Source organism: Paenibacillus sp. 2TAF8 (genome assembly GCF_052114825.1).
In the GTDB taxonomy this organism is placed as follows: Bacteria; Bacillota; Bacilli; order Paenibacillales; family Paenibacillaceae; genus Paenibacillus.
Map to the genome: position 1 here is coordinate 38,568 of NZ_JBFRFN010000008.1, position 22,075 is coordinate 60,642.

General features: G+C 45.8%; 21 protein-coding genes. 8 read left to right on the forward strand and 13 right to left on the reverse strand.

Features of this window, described 5'->3' with window-relative positions; all coding sequences use genetic code 11:
- Positions 1 to 109 precede the first annotated feature (109 nt).
- Positions 110 to 1,087, reverse strand: coding sequence for an aldo/keto reductase (locus tag AB4Z30_RS13720; RefSeq protein WP_441927209.1), 978 nt, complete (start codon positions 1,085 to 1,087; stop codon positions 110 to 112).
- A gap of 189 nt (positions 1,088 to 1,276) precedes the next feature.
- Between AB4Z30_RS13720 and AB4Z30_RS13725 the strand changes: the two genes are divergently transcribed.
- Entirely contained in the window at positions 1,277 to 2,485 is a 1,209-nt protein-coding gene (locus AB4Z30_RS13725; RefSeq protein WP_441927211.1) for a cytochrome P450 family protein, read from the forward strand.
- Entirely contained in the window at positions 2,482 to 2,844 is a 363-nt protein-coding gene (locus AB4Z30_RS13730) for a ribosomal protein L7/L12 (RefSeq protein WP_441927213.1), read from the forward strand. Before AB4Z30_RS13725 ends, AB4Z30_RS13730 begins: the two co-directional genes overlap by 4 nt.
- 176 nt (positions 2,845 to 3,020) lie before the next feature.
- Here AB4Z30_RS13730 and AB4Z30_RS13735 read toward each other — a convergent pair whose 3' ends face one another.
- The 9 genes from AB4Z30_RS13735 to AB4Z30_RS13775 form a co-directional block, all read right to left on the reverse strand.
- On the reverse strand, positions 3,021 to 3,776 hold the full coding sequence (locus tag AB4Z30_RS13735; protein WP_441927215.1) for an SDR family NAD(P)-dependent oxidoreductase: 756 nt from the start codon (positions 3,774 to 3,776) through the stop codon (positions 3,021 to 3,023).
- Positions 3,777 to 4,038: 262 nt separating this feature from the next.
- The gene (poxB, locus tag AB4Z30_RS13740) at positions 4,039 to 5,766 is read right to left on the reverse strand and encodes a ubiquinone-dependent pyruvate dehydrogenase (RefSeq protein WP_441927217.1); all 1,728 of its coding nucleotides are present in this window, start codon (positions 5,764 to 5,766) and stop codon (positions 4,039 to 4,041) included.
- Positions 5,767 to 6,050: 284 nt separating this feature from the next.
- Complete coding sequence (locus tag AB4Z30_RS13745) at positions 6,051 to 6,812, reverse strand: SDR family NAD(P)-dependent oxidoreductase (protein WP_441927563.1); 762 nt, start codon at positions 6,810 to 6,812, stop codon at positions 6,051 to 6,053.
- A 121-nt stretch (positions 6,813 to 6,933) separates the two neighbouring features.
- Entirely contained in the window at positions 6,934 to 7,242 is a 309-nt protein-coding gene (locus AB4Z30_RS13750) for a Dabb family protein (RefSeq protein WP_441927219.1), read from the reverse strand.
- 165 nt (positions 7,243 to 7,407) lie between these two features.
- Positions 7,408 to 7,659 (reverse strand): type B 50S ribosomal protein L31, encoded by a 252-nt coding sequence (locus AB4Z30_RS13755; protein ID WP_090916418.1) that lies wholly within the window; start codon positions 7,657 to 7,659, stop codon positions 7,408 to 7,410.
- A 143-nt stretch (positions 7,660 to 7,802) separates the two neighbouring features.
- Positions 7,803 to 8,069, reverse strand: a complete 267-nt coding sequence (locus tag AB4Z30_RS13760; protein ID WP_441927222.1) for an HPr family phosphocarrier protein — start codon at positions 8,067 to 8,069, stop codon at positions 7,803 to 7,805.
- A gap of 193 nt (positions 8,070 to 8,262) precedes the next feature.
- Positions 8,263 to 9,336 carry an NAD(P)-dependent alcohol dehydrogenase gene (locus tag AB4Z30_RS13765; protein ID WP_441927224.1) on the reverse strand — a complete coding sequence of 358 codons (1,074 nt, stop codon included), beginning with the start codon at positions 9,334 to 9,336 and terminating at the stop codon, positions 8,263 to 8,265.
- Positions 9,337 to 9,499: 163 nt separating this feature from the next.
- Entirely contained in the window at positions 9,500 to 11,647 is a 2,148-nt protein-coding gene (locus tag AB4Z30_RS13770; protein ID WP_441927226.1) for an alpha-glucuronidase family glycosyl hydrolase, read from the reverse strand.
- Positions 11,644 to 13,824 carry a glycoside hydrolase family 52 protein gene (locus AB4Z30_RS13775; RefSeq protein ID WP_441927565.1) on the reverse strand — a complete coding sequence of 727 codons (2,181 nt, stop codon included), beginning with the start codon at positions 13,822 to 13,824 and terminating at the stop codon, positions 11,644 to 11,646. Before AB4Z30_RS13775 ends, AB4Z30_RS13770 begins: the two co-directional genes overlap by 4 nt.
- Before the next feature lie 222 nt (positions 13,825 to 14,046).
- Between AB4Z30_RS13775 and AB4Z30_RS13780 the strand changes: the two genes are divergently transcribed.
- Positions 14,047 to 14,958, forward strand: a complete 912-nt coding sequence (locus AB4Z30_RS13780) for a helix-turn-helix domain-containing protein (protein ID WP_441927228.1) — start codon at positions 14,047 to 14,049, stop codon at positions 14,956 to 14,958.
- Between the two features lie 131 nt (positions 14,959 to 15,089).
- Here the strand turns inward: AB4Z30_RS13780 and AB4Z30_RS13785 are convergent, their stop codons facing one another.
- Together AB4Z30_RS13785 and AB4Z30_RS13790 are read right to left on the reverse strand one after the other, a co-directional pair.
- Positions 15,090 to 16,490 (reverse strand): aldehyde dehydrogenase, encoded by a 1,401-nt coding sequence (locus tag AB4Z30_RS13785; protein WP_441927230.1) that lies wholly within the window; start codon positions 16,488 to 16,490, stop codon positions 15,090 to 15,092.
- 122 nt (positions 16,491 to 16,612) lie between these two features.
- A complete protein-coding gene (locus tag AB4Z30_RS13790; RefSeq protein ID WP_441927232.1) occupies positions 16,613 to 16,915 on the reverse strand; it encodes an ArsR/SmtB family transcription factor in 303 nt (100 codons plus the stop codon).
- Positions 16,916 to 17,185: 270 nt separating this feature from the next.
- Between AB4Z30_RS13790 and AB4Z30_RS13795 the strand changes: the two genes are divergently transcribed.
- From AB4Z30_RS13795 to AB4Z30_RS13815, 5 genes are all read left to right on the forward strand, one after another.
- Complete coding sequence (locus AB4Z30_RS13795) at positions 17,186 to 17,872, forward strand: GntR family transcriptional regulator (protein WP_441927567.1); 687 nt, start codon at positions 17,186 to 17,188, stop codon at positions 17,870 to 17,872.
- A 69-nt stretch (positions 17,873 to 17,941) separates the two neighbouring features.
- Positions 17,942 to 19,009, forward strand: coding sequence for a mannonate dehydratase (uxuA, locus tag AB4Z30_RS13800; RefSeq protein WP_154891829.1), 1,068 nt, complete (start codon positions 17,942 to 17,944; stop codon positions 19,007 to 19,009).
- Positions 19,006 to 19,881 carry an SDR family oxidoreductase gene (locus AB4Z30_RS13805; RefSeq protein ID WP_441927234.1) on the forward strand — a complete coding sequence of 292 codons (876 nt, stop codon included), beginning with the start codon at positions 19,006 to 19,008 and terminating at the stop codon, positions 19,879 to 19,881. Before uxuA ends, AB4Z30_RS13805 begins: the two co-directional genes overlap by 4 nt.
- A gap of 128 nt (positions 19,882 to 20,009) precedes the next feature.
- The gene (locus tag AB4Z30_RS13810) at positions 20,010 to 20,777 is read left to right on the forward strand and encodes a DUF421 domain-containing protein (RefSeq protein ID WP_441927236.1); all 768 of its coding nucleotides are present in this window, start codon (positions 20,010 to 20,012) and stop codon (positions 20,775 to 20,777) included.
- A gap of 74 nt (positions 20,778 to 20,851) precedes the next feature.
- Complete coding sequence (locus AB4Z30_RS13815; protein WP_441927238.1) at positions 20,852 to 21,223, forward strand: DUF4363 family protein; 372 nt, start codon at positions 20,852 to 20,854, stop codon at positions 21,221 to 21,223.
- A gap of 144 nt (positions 21,224 to 21,367) precedes the next feature.
- Here the strand turns inward: AB4Z30_RS13815 and AB4Z30_RS13820 are convergent, their stop codons facing one another.
- Positions 21,368 to 22,075, reverse strand: a complete 708-nt coding sequence (locus AB4Z30_RS13820) for a M50 family metallopeptidase (protein ID WP_441927240.1) — start codon at positions 22,073 to 22,075, stop codon at positions 21,368 to 21,370.

The window sequence follows — 22,075 nt, forward strand, 5'->3', positions numbered from 1 at the left end:
CAGTCTTTCGTTTTGATTTTGTTTCGTGTTTAGCATACTTAACTCTAAGACCATAACAAAAAAGCCGCTAAAATAGCGACTTAATGCGAATATATCTTGTCTATAGACTCTACATTCTTCTTCCACACGAAGACGAATACAGTTCGTACCATTCATATCGAGTCATTTCAACCCGCGCTGCGTCACGACAAGCGAGAATTCGATCTGGTCGAATTGAACCTATCACCGGTTGAATTCCTGCTGGATGTTTCATTAGCCAAGCCAATACAATCGCTTCTTTCGTAACGCCATGCTTTTTAGCAATACGATCTACGTGTTCTGCAGTAGCTTCAATCTCAGGTCGCTGCCCCTCTATGACTCTGCCTGTAAATCTTCCTTGTGCGAGGGGCCCCCAGGCTTGCAGTTGAATATGCTCTGCCTGACAATACTCCATCGTACCGTATGGGAAAACATTATCTTTTGCATGCTCACGGTTTACGGTTACGCCAGCTTCTACAAAGCCAATTTTATCAAGGCTCATCTCCAACTGATTAACAATCAATGGCACACGGCTGTACATCTGAAGCAAGCGGATCTGTTCTGAGCCCATATTGGACACGCCGAAATGTCTTACTTTTCCTGCCTGATGAAGTTTAGCCAGTGCTTCTCCAATCTCCTGAGGATGGGCAAGCGGGTCAGGACGATGCAACAGCAAAATATCCAGGTAATCTGTACCGAGCCTCGATAAAATTCCGTCAACACTCTCTAAAATATGTGCTCCCGATGTATCATAGCGCTGCGGGCCTTCATCATCGCCTACCAGCCGAATTCCACATTTCGATTGAATAATGATCTGTTCACGAAGATCATGCCTATCAGATAGTATAAGGCCAAATACTTGCTCCGCTTTACCACGTGTATAGATATCTGCAAGATCATAATGAGTAATCCCGATCTCCAGTGCGGACTCTACCGCTTGACGGCCTTCGACCACCAAATCTTCTGTAATGGGTTGTCCGTCCCAATCTCCACCAAAACGCATACACCCCAGAACAATAGGACTCGCGGGAATCTGATGATAATGCAAAGGCAACTGCCTATATGACATTCCTTCATTCACCTCGTTTTTTTTATTTTGTAAACGCATTCTTTACTTACTCTCTTGTCTTCTTGAGTCTCCCGCTATATTCCTGCATCACTCGCATTTTTATCGTCGCAAAACAAGGTTTTGATCCTTCACTTATGGAATAAATAAAAAGAGACATATCTTACAGCCATAGGAGAGGAGATTACACATTTGAATCCGAATGAATCTAACGAATCCAATGAGATATCAAGCACTGATTTTTTCACAGCATCATTTACGCAGAACCCTTATCCGGTATATGAGAAATTAAGAAAAGACACCCCACTCTTTAAAGTCATGTTTCCCCAAGGTGAGTTTGGCTGGATGATTACCCGGTACGAGGATGCTGTTCAGATTTTGAAAGATTCCCGTTTTAGCAAAGATATGGTTAAGCGCTATGGGTCAGACGGTCAGAGTATATTTTCCAGTAACATGCTGTTCTCCGATCCACCCGATCACCGTCGTTTGCGGGGCTTGGTACAAAAAGCTTTCACGCCAAAACTTGTCGCAGATATGAGAAGCCATATCCAGAGCATCGCCGATGATCTGCTCGACAACCTGCCTTCTCAAGAAAAAATGAATCTCATTGATGAGTTTGCCTTCCCTCTTCCTATTATTGTCATAAGTGAAATTCTCGGGGTGCCGCTGGAGGATCGAGACAAATTCCGGATGTGGTCCAACACCGTTATTAATGCAACAACCGCCGAGGATCGAGAACTGTTCCAACAGCATGAACAGGAATTCACTGAATATCTGATGGCCTCGTTCGCCAAAGTACGTCAAGAACCCGGAGATGATCTAATCAGCCAGCTCGTTGCTGCAGAAGAATCCGGGGAACAGTTAACCGAAAGGGAATTACTTGGTGTCGTCTCCCTGCTTATTATTGCTGGACATGAAACCACTGTAAATCTCATAGGGAATGGCATTTTGGCCCTGCTGGAGCATCCGGAACAACGGGATTTGTTAATTCAGCAGCCTGAGCTTATCCATCAAGCCATTGAAGAAATGCTGCGATATAACGGCCCGGTTGAATTCAGCACCTCACGCTGGGCTTCAGAGGATATGGAATTCCGCGGGCAGCAGATTGCTAAGGGTGAACTTGTGGTTGTGGCGCTGGATTCAGCGAATCGTGATGAAGAGCAATTCAAAGACCCGGATGTGTTCGATATCACACGTGAGAAAAGTGCACACCTCGCTTTTGGCAAAGGTATTCATCTCTGCCTCGGTGCGCCGCTTGCTCGTCTTGAAGGCGAGATTGCGATAAGCACACTCTTGAATCGTTTTCCAAACATGAGATTGCAAAACGATGTCGATACATTAGAATGGAGACCGGGTATGGTCGTTCGCGGCGTCAAGGAAATCCCGGTGAAACTGAAATGAGCAATTTCATATTCGTCGTGTTCCTGTTGATTATTCCGATTTTATGGTCAAAACTCAGTAAACTGCAACGTCAGGTGGATGAATTAAAAACAGAGGTGGAGCAACTTCGAAACGGCACATCCCCCGAAGCGAATCGCTTCGTTCTTAATAATTCGCCTTTAACTCAGGATCCTGCATCGTTCTCTTCTTTTGCTGGTGCGAGCTCTACTGCTCAGAGTGAGTTAAAGAATGAATTAGATCAAGAATTGCTTGCCATGGTGCGCAGAGGAAACAAAATTCAGGCGATAAAAAAGCTGCGTGAAGCCCGCAGTCTCTCTTTAAAAGAAGCGAAGGATTATGTCGAAGCATTGGATAGGTAGAAGCATGAGCCCGTGTTGACCATGATTTTCTGCTAAGAGGTAAGTGTTGTGGAGTAAAATAGGTCTTGAGCTGATTAGTCGTAAGTTAGTTTTAGGTATTAAGAGAGACTGTGCGGATTATCCACACAGTCTCTCTTTTTCATGCTCTATTTTTAAAAATATATGGATCTACCTTCTTATTGAGCAGTAACAGCGCCATCAATCGGATACACAGCTCCGTTAATGTACGGCGCTTCGTCTCCAAGCAGGAAGGAAACCAGATTGGCGATCTCTTCCGGCTTGCCCAAACGTCCAGACGGAATGCTATTTACCGTAGCTTGGAAAACTTCCGGATTATCTTTGCCAAACTGAACAACCATCGGTGTCTCAATGGTACCCGGGGCAATCGCGTTTACGCGAATGTTTTCTTTGCCATATTCAATCGCGGCTGTGCGTGTCAAACCAACAACACCGTGTTTGGTTGCTGCATATGGAGCTACTGCTGGAACGCCTACAATCCCGGCGGTAGAAGCCGTGTTTACAATGGAGCCCCCACCCGTTTTGAGCATTTCGGTAATAACATATTTTAATCCGTAAAATACACTTCGCAAATTAATATCAATGATCTGGTCAAATTGCTCGATTGTATGTTCAATTAATTTGATGCCTGGGCCCGCAATGCCCGCATTGTTGAAGAACATATCAATCCGGCCAAATTCTTCGACCGTCTTCTTCACATAATTCTCTACCTCAGCAGCTTTACTCACATCGGCCTGAACAAAAATAGCTTTGCTTCCCAGCTGTTCAATCTGTCTTACCGTCTCAAGACCTGTCTTTTCGATCAGATCAACAACAACGATAGAAGCACCCTTCTCAGCCAATTTCAGCGCTGCGGCTTGACCTAATCCACTTCCTGCTCCCGTAATGATGGCTACTTTTCCTGCGTGACTCATGATGATCTCCTCCAAATTATGTGCCATTTGTCATTGTACCTATTCATTTCCCCAGTTTCATATGGATGAACTATGTAAGTCAGTAAGGACATGACGCCTTCCTGACGTTACCTATTCTAAACAACAATTCACTTAAAAACAAACCAAAATCATATTGATCCATACATTTATACGATATTTCCTAATATACGATATTGGCCTAACTATGCAATTCGAAACTACTCCAGCACCCAATCGTAAGCCTCGCGCCCGTAACAACGCTTTACCGAAGCAAATTCGTTTTCGCGAGCTCAATTAATTCATCGCCACGTCCATTCAGTACGGCTTTCATCATCCATAGTGTGAATCCTTCAGCCTGTTTAATATTTATTTTCGGTGGCAGAGACAACTCCTGACGATTCACAACAACGTCGATCAGAACGGGGCCGTTATGTTGCAATGCACGCTCCACAGCACCTTCAAGCTCCGCGGGGTCTTCCACGCGTATGCCCTCAATGCCCATTGCCTGCGCCACCATTGCAAAGTTAGGATTCACAAGTTCCGTCCCCGATTCGAGGAATCCGGCAGCTTTCATCTCCAGTTCTACGAAACTCAGTGCGCCGTTATTAAACACAACCACGTTAACTGGAAGATTATGCTGTTTTAACGTGAGTAGATCCCCCATAAGCATCGCTAAACCGCCGTCTCCGGATAAGGAGATGACCTGTCGTCCGGGATCAGCAACCTGAGCGCCAATCGCCTGTGGCAATGCGTTTGCCATCGTTCCATGATTAAATGATCCCAGCAATCTTCGATTCCGGCTCATCTCAAGATAACGTGCCGCCCATACCGTTGGTGTACCCACATCACAGGTAAAGATCGCATTCTCAGCGGCGGCATCACTGATTACTTTGGTTAAGTACTGCGGATGAATTGGCTTTTTGCCTGGTTTTCCTACAGCCAGCTCGTCCAACTCTTCTCGCACTTTCGTGTAGCGCTTCACACTTTTACGCAAGTGTTTGTCACTATGCTCAGCTGTCAAGTATGGAAGTAATGCTTCAATGGTCGCTTTGATGTCACCGCATACGCCATAATCCAGCTTGGTACGCCGGCCCAGATGTGAGGTTTGAATATCCACTTGCAGCACCGTTGCATCTTCCGGGTAGAACTGACGATAAGGAAAATCCGTACCAAGCATGAGCAGCACGTCACAATCCATCATGGCATGGTATCCAGAAGAATATCCAATTAATCCCGTCAGTCCCACCGAATAAGGATTGTCGTATTCTAAGTGCTCTTTCCCTCGAAGCGCAATAACCATAGGGGATTTCAATCGATCACAGAGTTCCATCAGTGGTTCACGAGCCCCTGCACATCCTGCCCCGCATAAAAGTGTAATTTTTTTGTCCTGATTCAAGTACTCGGCCAGCTTGGCGAGTTCAGGCTCCGAAGGATGTACTACTGGATGCGGTGCATGGTATACATGCTCGGGAACGGGTAGATCGGCTGCCTCAAGTCCTGCAACATCTCCAGGGAGCACGATGACAGACACCCCGGAACGTGCTACTGCCGTTTGCATTGCCATCGTTAGCGAGCGTGGCATCTGCTTGGCTGTTGTAATCACTTCGCAATAATGACTACATTCTTGGAACAAATACTCCGGATGAGTCGCCTGAAAATATTCACTCCCAATCTCATCACTCGGAATATGGGCAGCGATCGCCAGTACCGGTACGCGATTTCGGTGACAATCGTAGAGTCCGTTAATCAGATGCATATTCCCCGGCCCACTGCTGCCAGCGCATACAGCAATGCTTCCACTCACTTGAGCATCTGCACCCGCTGCAAAAGCCGCCACTTCTTCATGACGCACATGAATCCATTCAATTTTGCCTGACTTGCGGATGGAGTCGAGGACCGCATTCAAAGAGTCTCCAACAATGCCGTATATCCGATGAATACCCGCGTTTAACAAGGCTTCAACTAGAACGTCTGCGATCGTTTTTTTCATGAGGTTGGGTCTCTCCTTTATTACGTTATTTTGATTAGGTTTCCATCCCGTGAATATACCTATTCTTATACCCCATTTTTTTGAAAAACGAATCAATATCATATGTCAATCCAAGTATAAGAAATGCACCCTCGTTATCATCTGATTCATATAACAAAAAATCCGTCTGCCCTTGAAGGCAAACGGATCAGTCCTAACTTATTAATTTACTAATTATAAATTGTATCTGCTCCAAAGAGCATGTAATTCATAGTATATCTCATTCATTTGGTTCAAAACACAACTCAGATCGCAGGCATGACATTACCGCCGCTTACAGGGATGTATGCTCCAGTAATAAAAGAGGATAAATCTGAAGCCAAAAAAGCAACGGCATTCGCAATTTCCTGATCTTCTCCCCTGCGTTTCAGTGGTACGGTTTGGGTGTATGCTGCATCATGTCCTGATTCGCTATTTCGATCCCGTTCACTGATCGTCCAGCCTGGTGCAACTTGGTTGACTGTAATCTGATATTCGCCAACTTCCTTGGCTAATACACGGTACACACCATCCATACCGCGTTTACCAGCAGTATAGGCAGATTGTTGGGCAAAATTCTGCATCGCACATTCGGTATTAATTCCGATAAAACGACCCGATCTCATTTCCTGCATATACGGGATAAATGCTTTGGCAAGGTACACGCTCTGCATGACACAAGATTCAAACTGACTCAGGTAATCCTCAGGCGCTTGCTCCAGTACCGTTGTCCAGTTGTATTGGATAACCGCATTCGCAACGACAATGTCTACACCACCCAGCTGGCTCTGTATTTCATCCCGTATCCTGAAAGCGGTATCCTGTTTGGTGATGTCACCTTGTACAATAACAACCTGGCGCCCCAGTGCTTCAATCTCGTCCTGTAGTTCTTTGGCCTTTGTCTCATTGCTTATATAATGTAGAGCCAGATTAGCGCCGCAAGCAGCAAGTGTACGAGCAATGACTCTTCCCAATTGACCGGTTGCCCCCGTAACTAGTGCCGTTCTCCCCGCCAGATCCAATTGCATAACCAAGATGACCTCCTTTTGAACTGTAACATTTACAGAAAACGATTTCGATGAACTGCATTTATATTCATCTTTCGTTCATTCTTGAATCAAGAATTTTTCCAGCCTAACACATACATCTTTACTCGCCACCATGTTTAACAAGATCAATCTCCTGAAAACGACTTACTTCTTTCTCCCAACGCTCTGCAACGTACTGACGGTGCAAGGGATGATCATTGTATGTATCATATGCAGCCTGATCGGCAAACTCCATGGAAAAACCGTAATCAAACTCGTTTTTTGCACTGACCTGATGCAATACCTGAAAATGTTCGACACCTGGAATATCCGCAAGCGCTTCCTTACTTTCTTTCAAAAAAACCTTGGCCTCTGCTGTATCTTTACCTGAATAGAGCGTAAAAGTTACCATGTGAATAATTCTGCTCATCTATGTTTCCTCCTCCACTATGTTAAGACTCTGTACTCTAGTTTACAACTGAATGCGATGAAAGCGCAATATTGGGTTGGTTCAATTCCAATAACACGAAGCCGCTGAAACGCAAAAAAAAGCCCGGAATTTTCTTCCGGGCTTTTCTCCTCATCTATAAGAAAACTAGTTTTTGAGGTTGTATTTACGGTTAAACTTATCAACGCGTCCACCGATGTCCACGTTTCTTTGTTTACCAGTGAAGAACGGGTGGGATGCAGAGCTTGTATCCACACGAATTACTGGGTAAGTGTTACCGTCTTCCCATTCCATTGTTTCGTTCGAGAACTTTGTGGAAGAAGCAAGGAATTTGAAGTCAGCACTTGCATCGTAGAAAATAACGAGCTGTGTCTTAGGATGGATGTCAACTTTTGGCATAATCTATTTACACTCCTTTAATATGGGTACTCCCTAGAATCAAACTAAATTTTATTATACTCTTTTTTTGCACGAAGTACCAGCAAGATTTGACGAAAAGACAAAAAATTTATAATCCATGCGATTGGGTATTTGATCCATCATTAAGCCGGGCCTTTTTCCAGTACAAGTAACATATACTCGAGCGCCTCCAATTCATCCCTTCCCCTGGTCTGTAATCGGACAATACTGCCATTTCGAAGCGGAAGCAGTGCCATGCCAAGCAGGCTTTTCACATCTACACGGTGCTCATGATCAGACTCCGTATAAGACAATAATATATCCGATGCAAAACGTGACGCTTGAGAAGATACCGACAACAACTCATCCCGATGAAAATCCGCGTGAATCATAAACTCATGTGTTCTCACAACCTTCAGTTCCTTTCGCTCAATAATGAACACCTGCAATAGTGTGTTTTCATTTATATATTAAAATCAACATGAATTATACCATGTGCTGGCAGGTTGTCCATGCCTTTCATACGGAAAACAATTTTTTTCGGTTTAATTCAGAAAAAAGAGCCCCATACACATCTGTGTAAAGGACTCCTTCTGATTTCTTTTATATACCGTTTGGATATACCATGACTTTCAGACTTCCGCTCTTGTTATGCAGGGCCCGCTCCATGGCCTGCTGCGTCTCTTCAAGGTTATAACGATCCGTAATCAAAGACATCACATCATGCTGTCCTGAACTTAAAAATGTGATCCCTGTTGCATACGTATTGGCGTAACGGAATATGCCGTAGATATCCACTTCATTATCCGCAATAAACGGCACATTGATGGCAATCTCATCCTGTGCAGGCAACCCGACAATAGCGAGTTTACCACCTCTTCGCAGAGAGTAGAGAGCTGATTGCAACGCTTTGGGATTCCCTGCGGTCTCCCAAGCTGTATCCACTCCAATCCCTTTGGTGATTTCCCGTATGACTGCAAGCGCATCCTCATGTCGCACATTAATGGTATGCGTTGCACCCATTCGGCGTGCCGCCTCAAGCCGAACTTCTTCCAGATCCGTTACAATAATCGTCTGGACACCGAAAGATTTTGCAGCCGCTACAGCCATTAGTCCGACAGGTCCCATGCCCATGATGGCGAGAGTAGTACCTGGTGCCAGCTTACTGCGACGTGCAGCATGAATACCAACGGAGAACGGTTCATTCATTGCTGCTTCCTCATACGTCAGGTGATCCGGAATCGGAAACACCATATCTTCTCGTATGACCATGTACTGTACAAATGCCCCGTCGACCGGGGGAGTCGCCAAAAACTGTACTTCAGGACAGAGATTATAGCGTCCTTCCTTGCAAGCTATACAGTGACCACAAGTCATCCCAGGTTCGATGGCAACTCGATCGCCTGCTTTCAGCCGGGAGACGTCTGCTCCCACCTCCGCTATAACACCCGCACATTCATGACCAAGAATAATCGGTTTCTCTACAACGAATCTGCCAATGCGACCATGTTCAAAATAGTGTACATCCGATCCACAAACCCCTACGGCCATCACTTTTACAAGTACTTCATTAGCTGAGGGCCTTGGGACAGGCTGTTCCTCAATGTTGATATGTCCTGGCTCTGTCATGACAGCAGCCTTCATCATCTCAGGTAGTTCGAGTTGACTCATACGCATTCTCCTCCTTGTGCATGTCAGTGCTGTCTCTTGGTTCAAAGAAAACGTTGCGTACTTTGTACATTATCGTTATTTGTCATGTGATCTCATGGATATTTTCCCCAAGTAGTACCAATTAAAGCCATAGCTTTGCATTCAATGAAATTCAATGATTACTAATCGATTAATAGATGGTTCGTGCATGTTCATCCTGAATCCCGCTCTTGCGATAAAAATACGTGTTGATCATATCACGCCATTCCTTCGCATGTTCTGCCTGTTCCTCCTGCAAGGCTGCAACCTTGTTAAAGATGTCCGGGTCTACTTTCCCCTCCAGCTCTCTCCAAGTTTCGGCTAATGCTTCAGCCTGTGCAACACCTTCGAAATGAGTATCGTAGATGTGCTGAATGACCGTTTTACCAGAGTGCAACACATGTGTATACGGAACGTGATGGAAAAAGAGAATTAACTCATCGGGACAAGTTTCCAATGATTCATAGCGAGCAGCATTTTCCGGGTGATATTGGGAAGTATACCCTGTACCACTTTTCACCGTCCGATCAACCCCAATTCCATGACAATCGGCAAAGTGATACGTTCCCCATTTGGAATACTCATAACCATCCACATTAGGTCCGTAATGATGATCCGGGTTTACCATCCAGCCTACACCGAGAGGTGCAGTATAATTTTCATAGATATCCAGCGAAGACAACAACATGCCCATGATCCGCTCCACAACTTGCTCATCATGTCCAAACGTTAATCTCACCCATTCATCTGCGATGGCTTCTGCCGAAAGTTCAGGATTCCAACCCAGTCTGCCATATCCGTACAGATTCGCCTGAGCCAGCGGATGTCCCGTCCAACATGCATCCGCACCGATGTTGGATACAGCCGCAAATCCACTGTACTGGCGCTGATAGAGTGAACCGTCTGCAATGCGCTTGATCTCTGAGCCTTTACCTTTGGCATACGTGTCAAAATCCAGAATTCCCTTCCATTGTGGCACCAGATAAGCTAAATGACGCTGTTGCCCCGTATATTCCTGTGTAATCTGGAACTCGATCACCTGATTCGTATTTCCCATCGCCCCGAATAATGGGGATACTGCTTCTCTAACTTGAAAATCCATAGGTCCATTTTTGATCTGCAAAATGACATTGTCCGCAAACCGCCCGTCCAGCGGTTTAAAATGATCATAGGCGGCGCGAGCCCGATCTGTAGTGCGATCCCGCCAGTCCTGCTTGCAGTTGTATACGAAGCAGCGCCAGATTACAAGTCCACCAAACGGACGAAGTGCCTCGGCAAGCATGTTCGCACCGTCTGCATGGTCACGATTGTATGTGAACGGACCCGGACGATTTTCAGAATCCGCCTTGATCACATATCCACCAAAATCCGGAATTGCAGCATACACCTTCGCCGTTTGAATGATCCACCACTCACGCACTTGTTGATCCAGTGGATCAGCGGTCTGCAAGCCACCTACTTCGATTGGACTGGCGTAATTAGCACATAGAAATAAGCGAATACCATACGCTCTGAATTCAGCCGCTACCTTCGCAACATCACCAAGGTATCGCTCTGTAAGAAACAGACTCTCTTGCTTATGCACATTCACGTTATTAATCGATATCGCATTGATTCCGCTTGAAGCCAGCAAACGAGCGTAGTCTCGAATACGCCCTAAATCCTGTGTGAACTCACCGTTTTCGTAAAAAATAGAACGGCCGGCATAACCTCGCTCAATACTGCCATCCACATTATCCCACTGATTAATCATGCGCAGTTGATTCACTGGCTGCTCTGTAATAAATAAGCGTTTCTCCCCATTAACCGTCGAACCGACCTCTTCCGTCTTACCTTGCTTCAACGTCAACTCCCGAAGCAGATGAAAGACAGCGTACAGAACACCTTGTGGCGTTTCTGAACCAATCACAAGTTCACGAAGAGATTCATCTTCACGAATAATAAAACCTTCACCCTGCACAGCCGCACGTTCCGCCTCGGTAAACGTACCAGTTACCATACTGTTGCCTGCCCAAGTGCCCAATCGGATGGATGGTTTACGCTGTTCGTCTGTTTCAGTACTCTGGGTCTGAGAATGGCTAATTACGGGTTGTTCTCCGTATAACTTGCTAAGACCTTCCGTGAGCTCAGCAAGTGCGGTATCGATGACTTGATGCTTCTCCTGTACATCAATCTGCCGGCTCCAGAGAGGAGCTGCCTTTCTAGCAGCTCCGTTCCCTCCTGGCAATGCAGTATGATAACCTAACCATGCTTCATATTGCGGGCCGGACAGTCCAGATTGTAAGGTAGTTTGACTCATTGTACAGCCTCCTTGCTTGCATAGATCTGTGCAAGACGATTATTTTTGCCTTCAAGTAACCACAGAATAGAAGTTACGCCACGTGGGTAATATTTGCTGCCGACGGCAACACCGGATAAAATCTGGTCACTCCAGCACCAGTAGGATTCCTCAGGATGAAGCAACCATTTCACATGAGCTGCATCCGCTGCTTTCCCCGTCTCATCCCACTCCACACCCAAAATCTCACGTGTGATAAATTGGGACAGGTAAATTTTGCTCAACCAAGAGTTGTTGCTTGTCGACGACAGCTTCCAGCCGCCATCTTCAAACAGGCATGTTCCGGGAACTAACACCGTTTTTAGATGTGTGTGCAGTGCCTTGATATAAGGTCCGAACCGGCCGTTAACGTCCAGTGCCGCTTCACAGCCTGTAAAATACGGGAATACCAGGCCTTCGATGGCCGGAATGATTCGTGAGTCGTTATTTTCCGCAATAACCGCCGGGATGTAACCTCCATCTGTCAATTGAGCAGCAATGCTTGCCGCGCAGCGATCGGCTTGTTTTCCTGCCTGATGAGACAGCTCTGCCAGCTTCTCGCCTGCAAACAATTTTTCGAGTGCAACGTAGACAGCCCAGCATTTACCCGCAAGATAGATATTGTTCCGTGATTGTCCAAGGGATACGTCCAAGCTATCGTACGTAGTAATCTCTGCCCCGCCTTGTGTACGGCTACTATCCAGCCCCATTAAGCCATTACGTTGAGCTTCTTCAGGATGGTCACGGTTAAGCATACTTTGGAAGCATTCCTGAATAACCGGCAACATCTCTGTCACAAACTCCCGATCTTGCGTCTGCTCAATATATACCGTTGCGCAACAAAGCCAGTTCACAAGCTCTTCATGGCTCATCTGAGAGAAACAGTCATCGATGCCGACGAGTTCATATGCCGAATGGCCCGGACGAGAAAATACATTGGCAATACCAATATCATGGGTAAATGTGATGCCGCCTGGATATAACTTTTCTTCCCCTGGAAAACGAACCTCATCGGTATAGCTATAACGCTTCACGAACCACTCCAGCTCATTACGCACAGTCCACGGATTAAGCGCAAGCTCGAAGTACAGCTGGTCTGCGGTCAGATCCAGCGTATTCATCATCCGATATTCCCCTTCATTCACAATCCAGAGAGGCTCTCCATCTGCATCAAGTAATTGCGTGCTGGCGTAGTAGCTGTGAATGGAATGGGCAAGCATATAGGACTGATCTTCGCTCAGCGCTGCCGTTCCAAGACGCTGATCCACTTCAGCACAGGATGCAGTCAATGCATCAAAACGATTCAACGCATACTGACCTGCTTCCAGAATGTCAGCAAAGTAACGTGTGTACCAGTATGTGGTGTCCATACCGGTAGTTACAATTCCCCCCCGATAGAAACACACTGCGAATTGAAACGTACGTTTCTCACCTGCCGGTACTTCCATCAGCAACACCGAGGTAGCTCCTAAACCAAATGCCAGATTGTCCCGGTGTTTTTCCTCTAAAATCTTCTCCAGCGTGAATCCGCGTGCAGGCCACAGACCTTCATTTTTGGATAAAATAGCTGTCAGACGACCTTGTCCAACCCCTGTCAATGATCCACCTTCTGGTCCGCCAATCAAACGCATCGCAGTATACGGATCACTGCCTTGATAGCCGAAGTATCCTTTACGTGTCTTATCGCCTTGAGTATTGTCAATCGTTATCTCAACTAATACCGCTGGCACAAGAGCATCCATCAGCTCTTCACGGTCTGCACTCTTTGGATGTGGAACCGGACGTACAGGGGAATAGATACGGAATTCCAGATCCCCTGCGTTCCACGTATCTGTGCCTGAGGTGAACTCCCGAGTGATGTCTTCATCCCTGAACGCTGAGATCAGCGGCTTATCCCCTGCCCCCTCATCGGAATTCCCGTTGTCCAGTTTCTCTACATCATAACGGCTGCTCTCATCTTCACTTGCTTCATAAAAAGGCAATGCCTGATAGTGTTCTCCATCTCGAGTCTGTAATCCAATATATACGTTCTGGTCAGCTGGCTTGCCAAGTTCAAGACCCAGCCCTCCTTTAGCCCCTTTGTAACCTAGCGTGAAACTGGCAAACGCACCGATTGGTGCATGGTGCGCGTTGTAAAAAATGGACTTGGACGTGCTCATCATTCATAACTCCTCTCGAAACAAGATATGCATGCGTTTTCATTAGCCCCATCCTACCATGCACTGCTCGTCCAGACCATGAACAAATCAATCGAATATTTACCCAAATCAAGCTGATGTATGATAAAATATAAAGCGGTTACACTTTTTTAAAATTTAATGAATTCGTTTTAAATAGTACTTAGCATAGCATAACATGACTTAACATAAGGAGGAATTCAAATGTCTTCCACGTATTTACCTCCCAATCTGGGAGAAAGTGTGCAGGAAGTGTTTTACCCAGATGTACAAACCACTGTTAACTTGTTCGCCATTCATCTGCGCAGTGTCGGACCCGATTGGGACTATCCGGCGCACGAGCATCCTCAATATGAGCTCAATTATGTAACAGAGGGTGTGCAGTATATGACCATAAACGGTACTTTATATGTACAAAACGCTGGCGAGCTGCTACTGATCCCTCCGGGAAGTGTACATTCCAGTCATAGCAGAAACGGGCAGGGTTTCACTTATTTTTGTATGCATTTTGATATCGATGATCAGCTGTTTCTCTCCCTTCTGACTCGAATCAAGCAAGTATTATTCAGTGCAGACAGCCCGGTTACCCAGCAGATTGAACCCGTGCTGCACAAACTGATGTCTTCTGCCCACGATCAATCCGCCAGCGCTATGGTACAGCGTATGCAACTGCAATCAGCCGTGTTTGAACTATTCGGGCATCTGTGGGAGACCGTTTCTCAGGAAGCTGCACAGACGTTTACGGATGGATACGAACGGATTGAACTGGCCCATCAGATTCGTACTCGTCTACAAGGGCTAATGAGCCAGCAATTCAAACAAGGCGATGAATCCGACAGCCACTATGGGATCGATGATATCGCTGCAGAACTGGGCATCAGTACTTCGCATTGCAATCGAGTGTTCAAACAAGTATTCGGGCAGTCTCCTCGTACCGTTTTATCCCAAATGGTACTACATGAGGCCAAAGTTCTATTAGGCAATCCGCAGCTCACTGTGCAAAATATCGCAGTGATGCTCGGGTATAAGGATATCGCCCATTTTAGCCGTCAATTCAAACGGTGGTCGGGAAAGTCCCCTTCACAATATAGACAGGAACAGCCTGCTCTGGAGTAATGTCCAGCAACAGGCTGTTTTCATTTATTGCTTAATTATTTAATTTAGACAGTTAAGGATTTCCATTTTCTATTTAATTCAAGTTTGCATAAATCAGTAGTCAAGTTCCAGAACGTTTAATATTATTGACATTACTTCAGCAAACGTTTGATCAGCTTCAATTTGTTATTGTATGGCGGGTATAGCATCTGCGGATTAAGCTTGGTGCTTTTTTTCAAAACACTTTTCATATGGGAAAAGGTTTCCAAGCTGTAACGTCCATGGTACGAACCCATTCCGGAATGACCTACGCCTCCGAACGGCAATCTCGGGTTGGCGACATGAGTAATCGTATCGTTAATGCATCCTCCGCCAAAAGAAACCTCGTTCAATACTCTATCCTGAACCACTGTTTCGGATGTGAAAAGATACAAGGCGAGCGGCTTTGGACGTTTAACGATTTCTTCAATAGCTTCATCCAGGTGACTATAACTGATAATCGGTAATATAGGCCCAAAAATCTCATCCTCCATCGTAGCTGCATTCCACGACTTAACTTCAATTAAGGTTGGTTCGATAAAGCGATCCTCCTCATCCGAGGCTCCTCCATAGATTACCTGATCCCGATCTCGCTCGATGAGCGCAGTCAGTCGTTTAAAGTGTGACTTGTTGACGATGCGACCATAATCCTTATTGTGCTGAATATCGGGTCCAAAGAAGTTCACAATCGTCATTTTCATCGCTTCTATCAGAGGTTGTTTCACTCGTTCATGTACCAGCAGATAATCGGGCGCAATACAGGTTTGCCCCGTATTCAGCAGTTTGCCCCAAATTATACGTTCGGCCGCAACTTGAATATCCGCCTGCTCATCCACGATGACAGGACTTTTCCCTCCAAGCTCCAGCGTAACAGGGACAAGGTTTTTCGCTGCGGCTTCCATCACGATTTTACCCACGGGTACACTGCCTGTAAAAAAGATATAATCGAACGAAGAATGGATAAGCGCTGTTGTTGTGTCTTTGGCCCCTTCGACCACTTGCACATATTCCGGCTCGAATACTTCACCGATCAATTTCTTCACAACAGCCGATACAGCTGGTGTGTTCTCGGACGCTTTGAGCACCGCCGTGTTGCCTGCGGCAATCGCACCAACCAGAGGTTCAATAAGGAGCTGAAAAGGATAATTAAACGGACCAATGATGAGAACCGCACCGTAGGGCTCGGGAATGATATAACTTTTGGAGCCGAGAAGTGCCACTTGTGTTTTGACCTTGACAGGCTTCACCCATTTTTTGATTTGGCGCATCGTGTGTGTGATGCTATCAAGCATAAATCCAATCTCTGTCGTGTAGGATTCAAATTCACTTTTGCCCAAGTCTTGATACAGTGCCTCAGTAAGTCCGGGTTCATGTTTCTGAATGGCCTGTTTTAGACGTCTTAAACGCTCTATTCGCACTTCCGCTGGACGCGTGGCACCAGAACGAAAAAATGCACGCTGCTTCTCCAGAATGGTGTGTACATCTTCTTCCGTTAATTCCTGAAATGTAGTCATAATGCTCATACTCCTTCGTTGGAAAAAATAATGATGAAAGGTTTAAACTGACGAACCTATAAGTTACATGCCGTAGCATGTTAAGCTTTTGCTTGTTGTTGTCCACTCAGCTCTAGATGGGTTTAGAGGCATTCCTCTTCAAGCGCATTGACAAGCTGTTTCAGCAGATCGACGGAAGCATGCAACGAAGCTGAATAATAACGTTGTGTTCCCTTCTGTTCCACGGATATGAGTCCTTTCTCCAGTAGCAACTTCAAATGATGGGATATCGCTGGACGGGACAGACTGGACTGCTCCGTAATCTCATTCACTGTCATATGCCCTTTTTCGCTCAGCATGAGCAAAATGGATTGACGATGGTTGTCACTCAGAACTTGAAACAGCGGGATACATGTTTGGAAAATGGTTATGGCCTTCTGCCCCATATTTACACCTCAATTATCATTCTGCATTCTACATATTAACTATCATTTTACGAACTTCATGGTTATTACTTTTATTCGTTTAAACATTTAAACCTATAAATTGAATTGTACTTCCTTATATCTCAAATTTCAAGAAAAACAGCCCAGAACATCAATATTATATAAATAAAACGCTTCCACTCTACCATACTTGTATGGTAGTATGGCAATGAAGGAGTTGAAGTTGTGGAACATACCCCCAGATTATCATCCAAAGCCGGTTTATCGCCCTTGTCAGGCCACCTCTCGGCGTTGAACAAGCAATCCTACTCGACGCGAGATTTGGTCTATGACACGCTGAAACAACAGATTTTGAGTCTGCAGTTACCTCCGGGTACGGCCATTTCGGAGAAAGAAATCGCCCTGGACTTTCAGGTTAGCCGGACTCCTGTGCGCGAAAGTTTTGTCCGACTCGCTCAGGAAGGTCTGCTGGAAGTGTATCCCCAGCGTGGAACGTATGTCTCTCTGATTCAACTGGATCTCGTCGAAGAAGCCCGATTTATGCGCGAGCAGCTGGAGCGAGCTGTCATCCGTCTAGCTTGTGCACAATTTCCAGAAGAGCAGATGTTGGCCCTTGAACAAAATCTTGCAGAGCAGCAGCAATGCCTGAGCGAACCGGATGATGAACGCATGTTTCAACTGGATGAGGAGTTCCATAGTACTCTTTTTGCTGGCTGTAACAAAAACAACACCTGGACGGTGATTCAACAGATGAATGTGCATTTAAACCGAAGTCGGATGCTCCGTCTGTCTTCCGATCATCATTGGGATCACTTAATAGAGCAGCACCAATCCATGGTTCAGGCGATTCAGCAGCACGATGCAGAGAAAGCAGAACGTCTGATGCAGGAACATCTACATTTGCCAGTGACGGATCTGGCTGTTCTGCGGAGTACATATCCTTCCTATTTTCAATAAGCAAAGAATTTATGTTTTCCCATCGTAATGTATGCTGTTTCTTCTACTAATAAGGATGAGGTGAATGAGATGAAGATGGTTTTTCGCTGGTTTGGCGAAGGTAATGATACGGTATCGCTGGATCAGATCCGGCAAATTCCTGGCGTCGAAGGCATTGTATGGGCACTACATGATGTTCCTGCAGGCGAAGAATGGCCGATGGATAAAATACTTGCTGTCAAGACAGCTGCGGACCAAGCCGGACTACATCTGGATGTCGTAGAAAGTGTTAATATTCATGAAGATATCAAGCTTGGACTGCCTTCACGGGATAAATATATTAGCAACTACATTAAAACCATGGAGAAACTAGCACAAGTGGGTGTCAAAGTAATCTGTTATAACTTTATGCCGATCTTCGATTGGTTGCGTACGGATCTGCACAAAGAAATGGAGGACGGATCAACAGCCCTCTTTTATGAAGCTAGCAAAATTGAAAACATTGAACCACTGGAACTGGTTCGCAAAATCAATGAAAACTCCACCCTCACGATGCCGGGCTGGGAACCGGAACGACTGCAGTATCTCACAGGTTTGTTTGAAGCCTATAAAGATGTGACCGAGGACGATATGTGGGAGAACGCACGTTACTTCCTGCAAGAGATCATTCCTACCGCCGAGCGGCTTGGCATTCGAATGGCGATTCATCCCGATGACCCGCCATGGCCGATCTTTGGTCTGCCTAAAATTATAATCAATCAGGACAATGTTCGCAGATACCTGAATCTATATGATAGTCCGGCGAATAGTGTAACGCTGTGTAGCGGATCTCTCGGTGCCAATCCAGACAATGATATCATCGGTATGATTCATGAGTTCAGTGATCGGATTCCGTTTGCCCACATCCGGAATGTGAAGGTCTATGAGAATGGTGACTTTATCGAAACCTCTCACCGCAGTCAGGACGGAAGTGTAGATATCGCGGGTGTTGTAGAAGCCTATCACGATATTGGTTTTGAAGGATACGCCAGACCGGACCACGGTCGACATCTGTGGGGAGAAGAATGTAGACCAGGCTATGGGCTATATGATCGCGCACTCGGAATTATGTATCTCTGGGGTGTCTGGGATTCACTGCAAAGGAGGGCAAACGCATGAGCGAACACAATTCGAACCTGAATCTGGATCGTACTTCTCGCCTTGAAGGCAAAACAGCCGTGATTACTGGAGGAGCAGGCGTACTATGTCGCTCCATGGCTGAAGAACTTGCAAGACACGGTGCCAAGGTTGCCATCCTTAACCGAACGGTAGCCAAAGGTGAGGAAGTCGCATCAGCAATTGAAAAAGCAGGTGGCCGTGCCATTGCCGTTGCATGTGATGTCACCCAGGCCGAAAGTGTACAGGCGGCGGCAGATATTGTTCGCGAGCAACTCGGCCCTTGTGATATCCTGATTAATGGTGCTGGTGGTAATAACGCCAGTGCCAATACAACCAATGAAATTTTTAAACCGGAGGATTTGGGTAATCCTGATGTGACCACCTTTTTTGATGTAAGTGTAGAGGGGTTTCGGCAGGTCATGGATCTGAACTTTGTTGGCTCCCTCATCCCCACTCAAATTTTTGCCAAACACATGATTGAGCGCGATGTACCCGCTACGGTCATCAATATATCGTCCATGAGCGCCCCATCTCCCATGACCAAAGTGCCTGCGTATAGTGCTGCCAAGGCGGCTATTAACAATTTTACACAATGGCTCGCTGTGCATCTGGCAGAGTCGGGGATTCGAGTCAATGCGATTGCTCCAGGCTTCTTCCTGACCGAGCAGAACCGCAACTTGCTCTTGCAGCCAGACGGCTCACCTACGGAGCGTTCCAGCAAAATTATTGCGCATACCCCAATGCGACGTTTTGGTAAACCGGAGGATCTGCTCGGTACGTTAATGTGGCTGGCAGATGAACATCAGTCCGGCTTTGTAACGGGTATTGTTGTCCCTGTAGACGGCGGATTCATGGCTTATTCCGGGGTGTAGTCTTCTTTTTGGATACATCGATTCCCTGGAACAGATTCACCATCAAACCGAACTTCGTGATATGCTCACGAGCTTCGGTTTTTTTGGCGTTAATTTAAGGTTTAGCCAGTAAGGAATAAGTTGGAACGTTGTGGGCAAAGATTGTGGGTGTAAAGGATGGTGAGACGTATATGATGGAGGAAACTACAGTTGTTGCCGTCCGAGCGATTATCGCTTTTCTAACCCTAATTGTCTATACGAGGATGCTAGGGAAACAACAGATGGGCAACCTGACCTATTTTGATTATATAAACGGTATTACGATTGGCTCCATTGCAGGGACGTTTGCCACGGACTTGTCCTCCAAAGCGTGGATTCATTTTGTGGCGTTAACCATCTTCACCTTGATCACCATCATCTTTCAATACATTACGCTGAAAAGCCGAGCCTTCTCTCAAATTATGGACTCCGATCCCACGCTGGTCATTCAAAATGGCAAAATTCTGGAGCAAAATCTGAATCAAATGCGCGTGAAGTTCGACGAACTCACCATGATGCTGCGGCAAAAGGATGTCTTTGACCTGACCACGGTTGATTATGGTATTTTAGAACCGGATGGCACCTTATCTATTGCATTGAAACCTGAGAATCAGCCCGTAACCGCAAAGGATATGCACATGCATCCAACACCTCAAAAACTGATGACCGAGCTTATTATCGACGGTGTATTAATAAAAGAAAAACTGGCAGAACGGAATAAGGACAGCCGCTGGTTAACCGAGCAATTGAAAAATCAAAATCTGACGATTCAGGACATCGCCTTTGCTGCCATCTTACCAAATGACAAGTTATATATCGATTTGTATAAGGATCGATTATCAGACAAGACCAGCACTGATGGGAAAAAACAATCGTAACTGGTCTGAATGAATCTGAATTGATCTGGACTCAGCAAAACAATCTAACCAGACTTGTCCCAGGAGGTTCGGAAATGAAAAAGCATAAATGGCTGCTTTATACCCTCCCCATTGTCATGCTTTTGCTGTTCATCGCAATCATGGTTAGTGGCCCTTGGCTCAAAAAACCTTTTGGCACGCAAGATCGGTTACTGGAATCTATCCAGCTTCTGGAGAAGCAGGTTCAGAATCAACAGTGGACACAAGCCAAAGCTCAAGTGGAGTACGCCATGCAAGCTTGGCATCGAATCGTCAACCGCATTCAATTCAGTGTGGAGCGTGAAAGTATCTATGATATTCTGGGCGCACTTGCACGTATCCAGGGTGGTATCGCGGCGCAGGATGATCAAGCGATCATGGAGGAAATTTATTATTTTTATGCATTGTGGGATAACCTTGGGGACTAACATTACGCGCTATCCAATGAGGGTTGCAACTAACTCACAAATCATCCTGACTGGTACAAAAAACAATATAAAAACACCTCCTTTTCAGAAAAAGGAAGTGTTCTTTTTTCATCCTTCGGACCGTCTCCATGTCTACATTACGTTCTATGCTCTGTGTAATCCTCGGGATTTCGACTTCGAGGGACTAGCCGTACCTTCTTTACGGAAAAAGAGTCCAAGTGCTCCCTTAGCACACCATAGCGCAAACAATGCAAACAAAGTACCCCAGAATAACGCTGGCATGAACGTTTGCTGTGCCAGATTGGCCGCATCTCCAGCCTGAGATGGACGGGTCCAGGATGTCCATCCGATATACATCGCGCCCACTACGGACTCTTCGAGCGTAATAAAGGCTAGTAGCAGATAGTAGTACCTCGCGATTTTCACACCGAAAATCATAATAACTACATTCAACGCGATAAATCCTGTTAACCACAACATACCGAATTCGCCTCTGACATATAACAACAGTGACACAAGAGCCACAGCTGTCATCAATCCCAGTCCCCACATATGTCTGCCTTTCCGGTACAAGTAAAACAGCAGCCATGCAAAAAGTGAAGCACCAATGTACCCTGCCAGCGAAACAAATATCGCTCTCCCCGATGTCAGCATAGACGAATACGTGACACCGCTATGATCCGCGTATAATTCAATGCGCAGCACTTTACCGGACAAAACCAGTGTCATCAGCGCATGAGCGAATTCATGAATCATTGTATCGAGATTACGGAACAAGGACGAGAACGGGATGAATCGGGTTAGAAATACAGAGGCCATTAGAAAAAGGATCGTTTTGAGCCACTTGTTCAA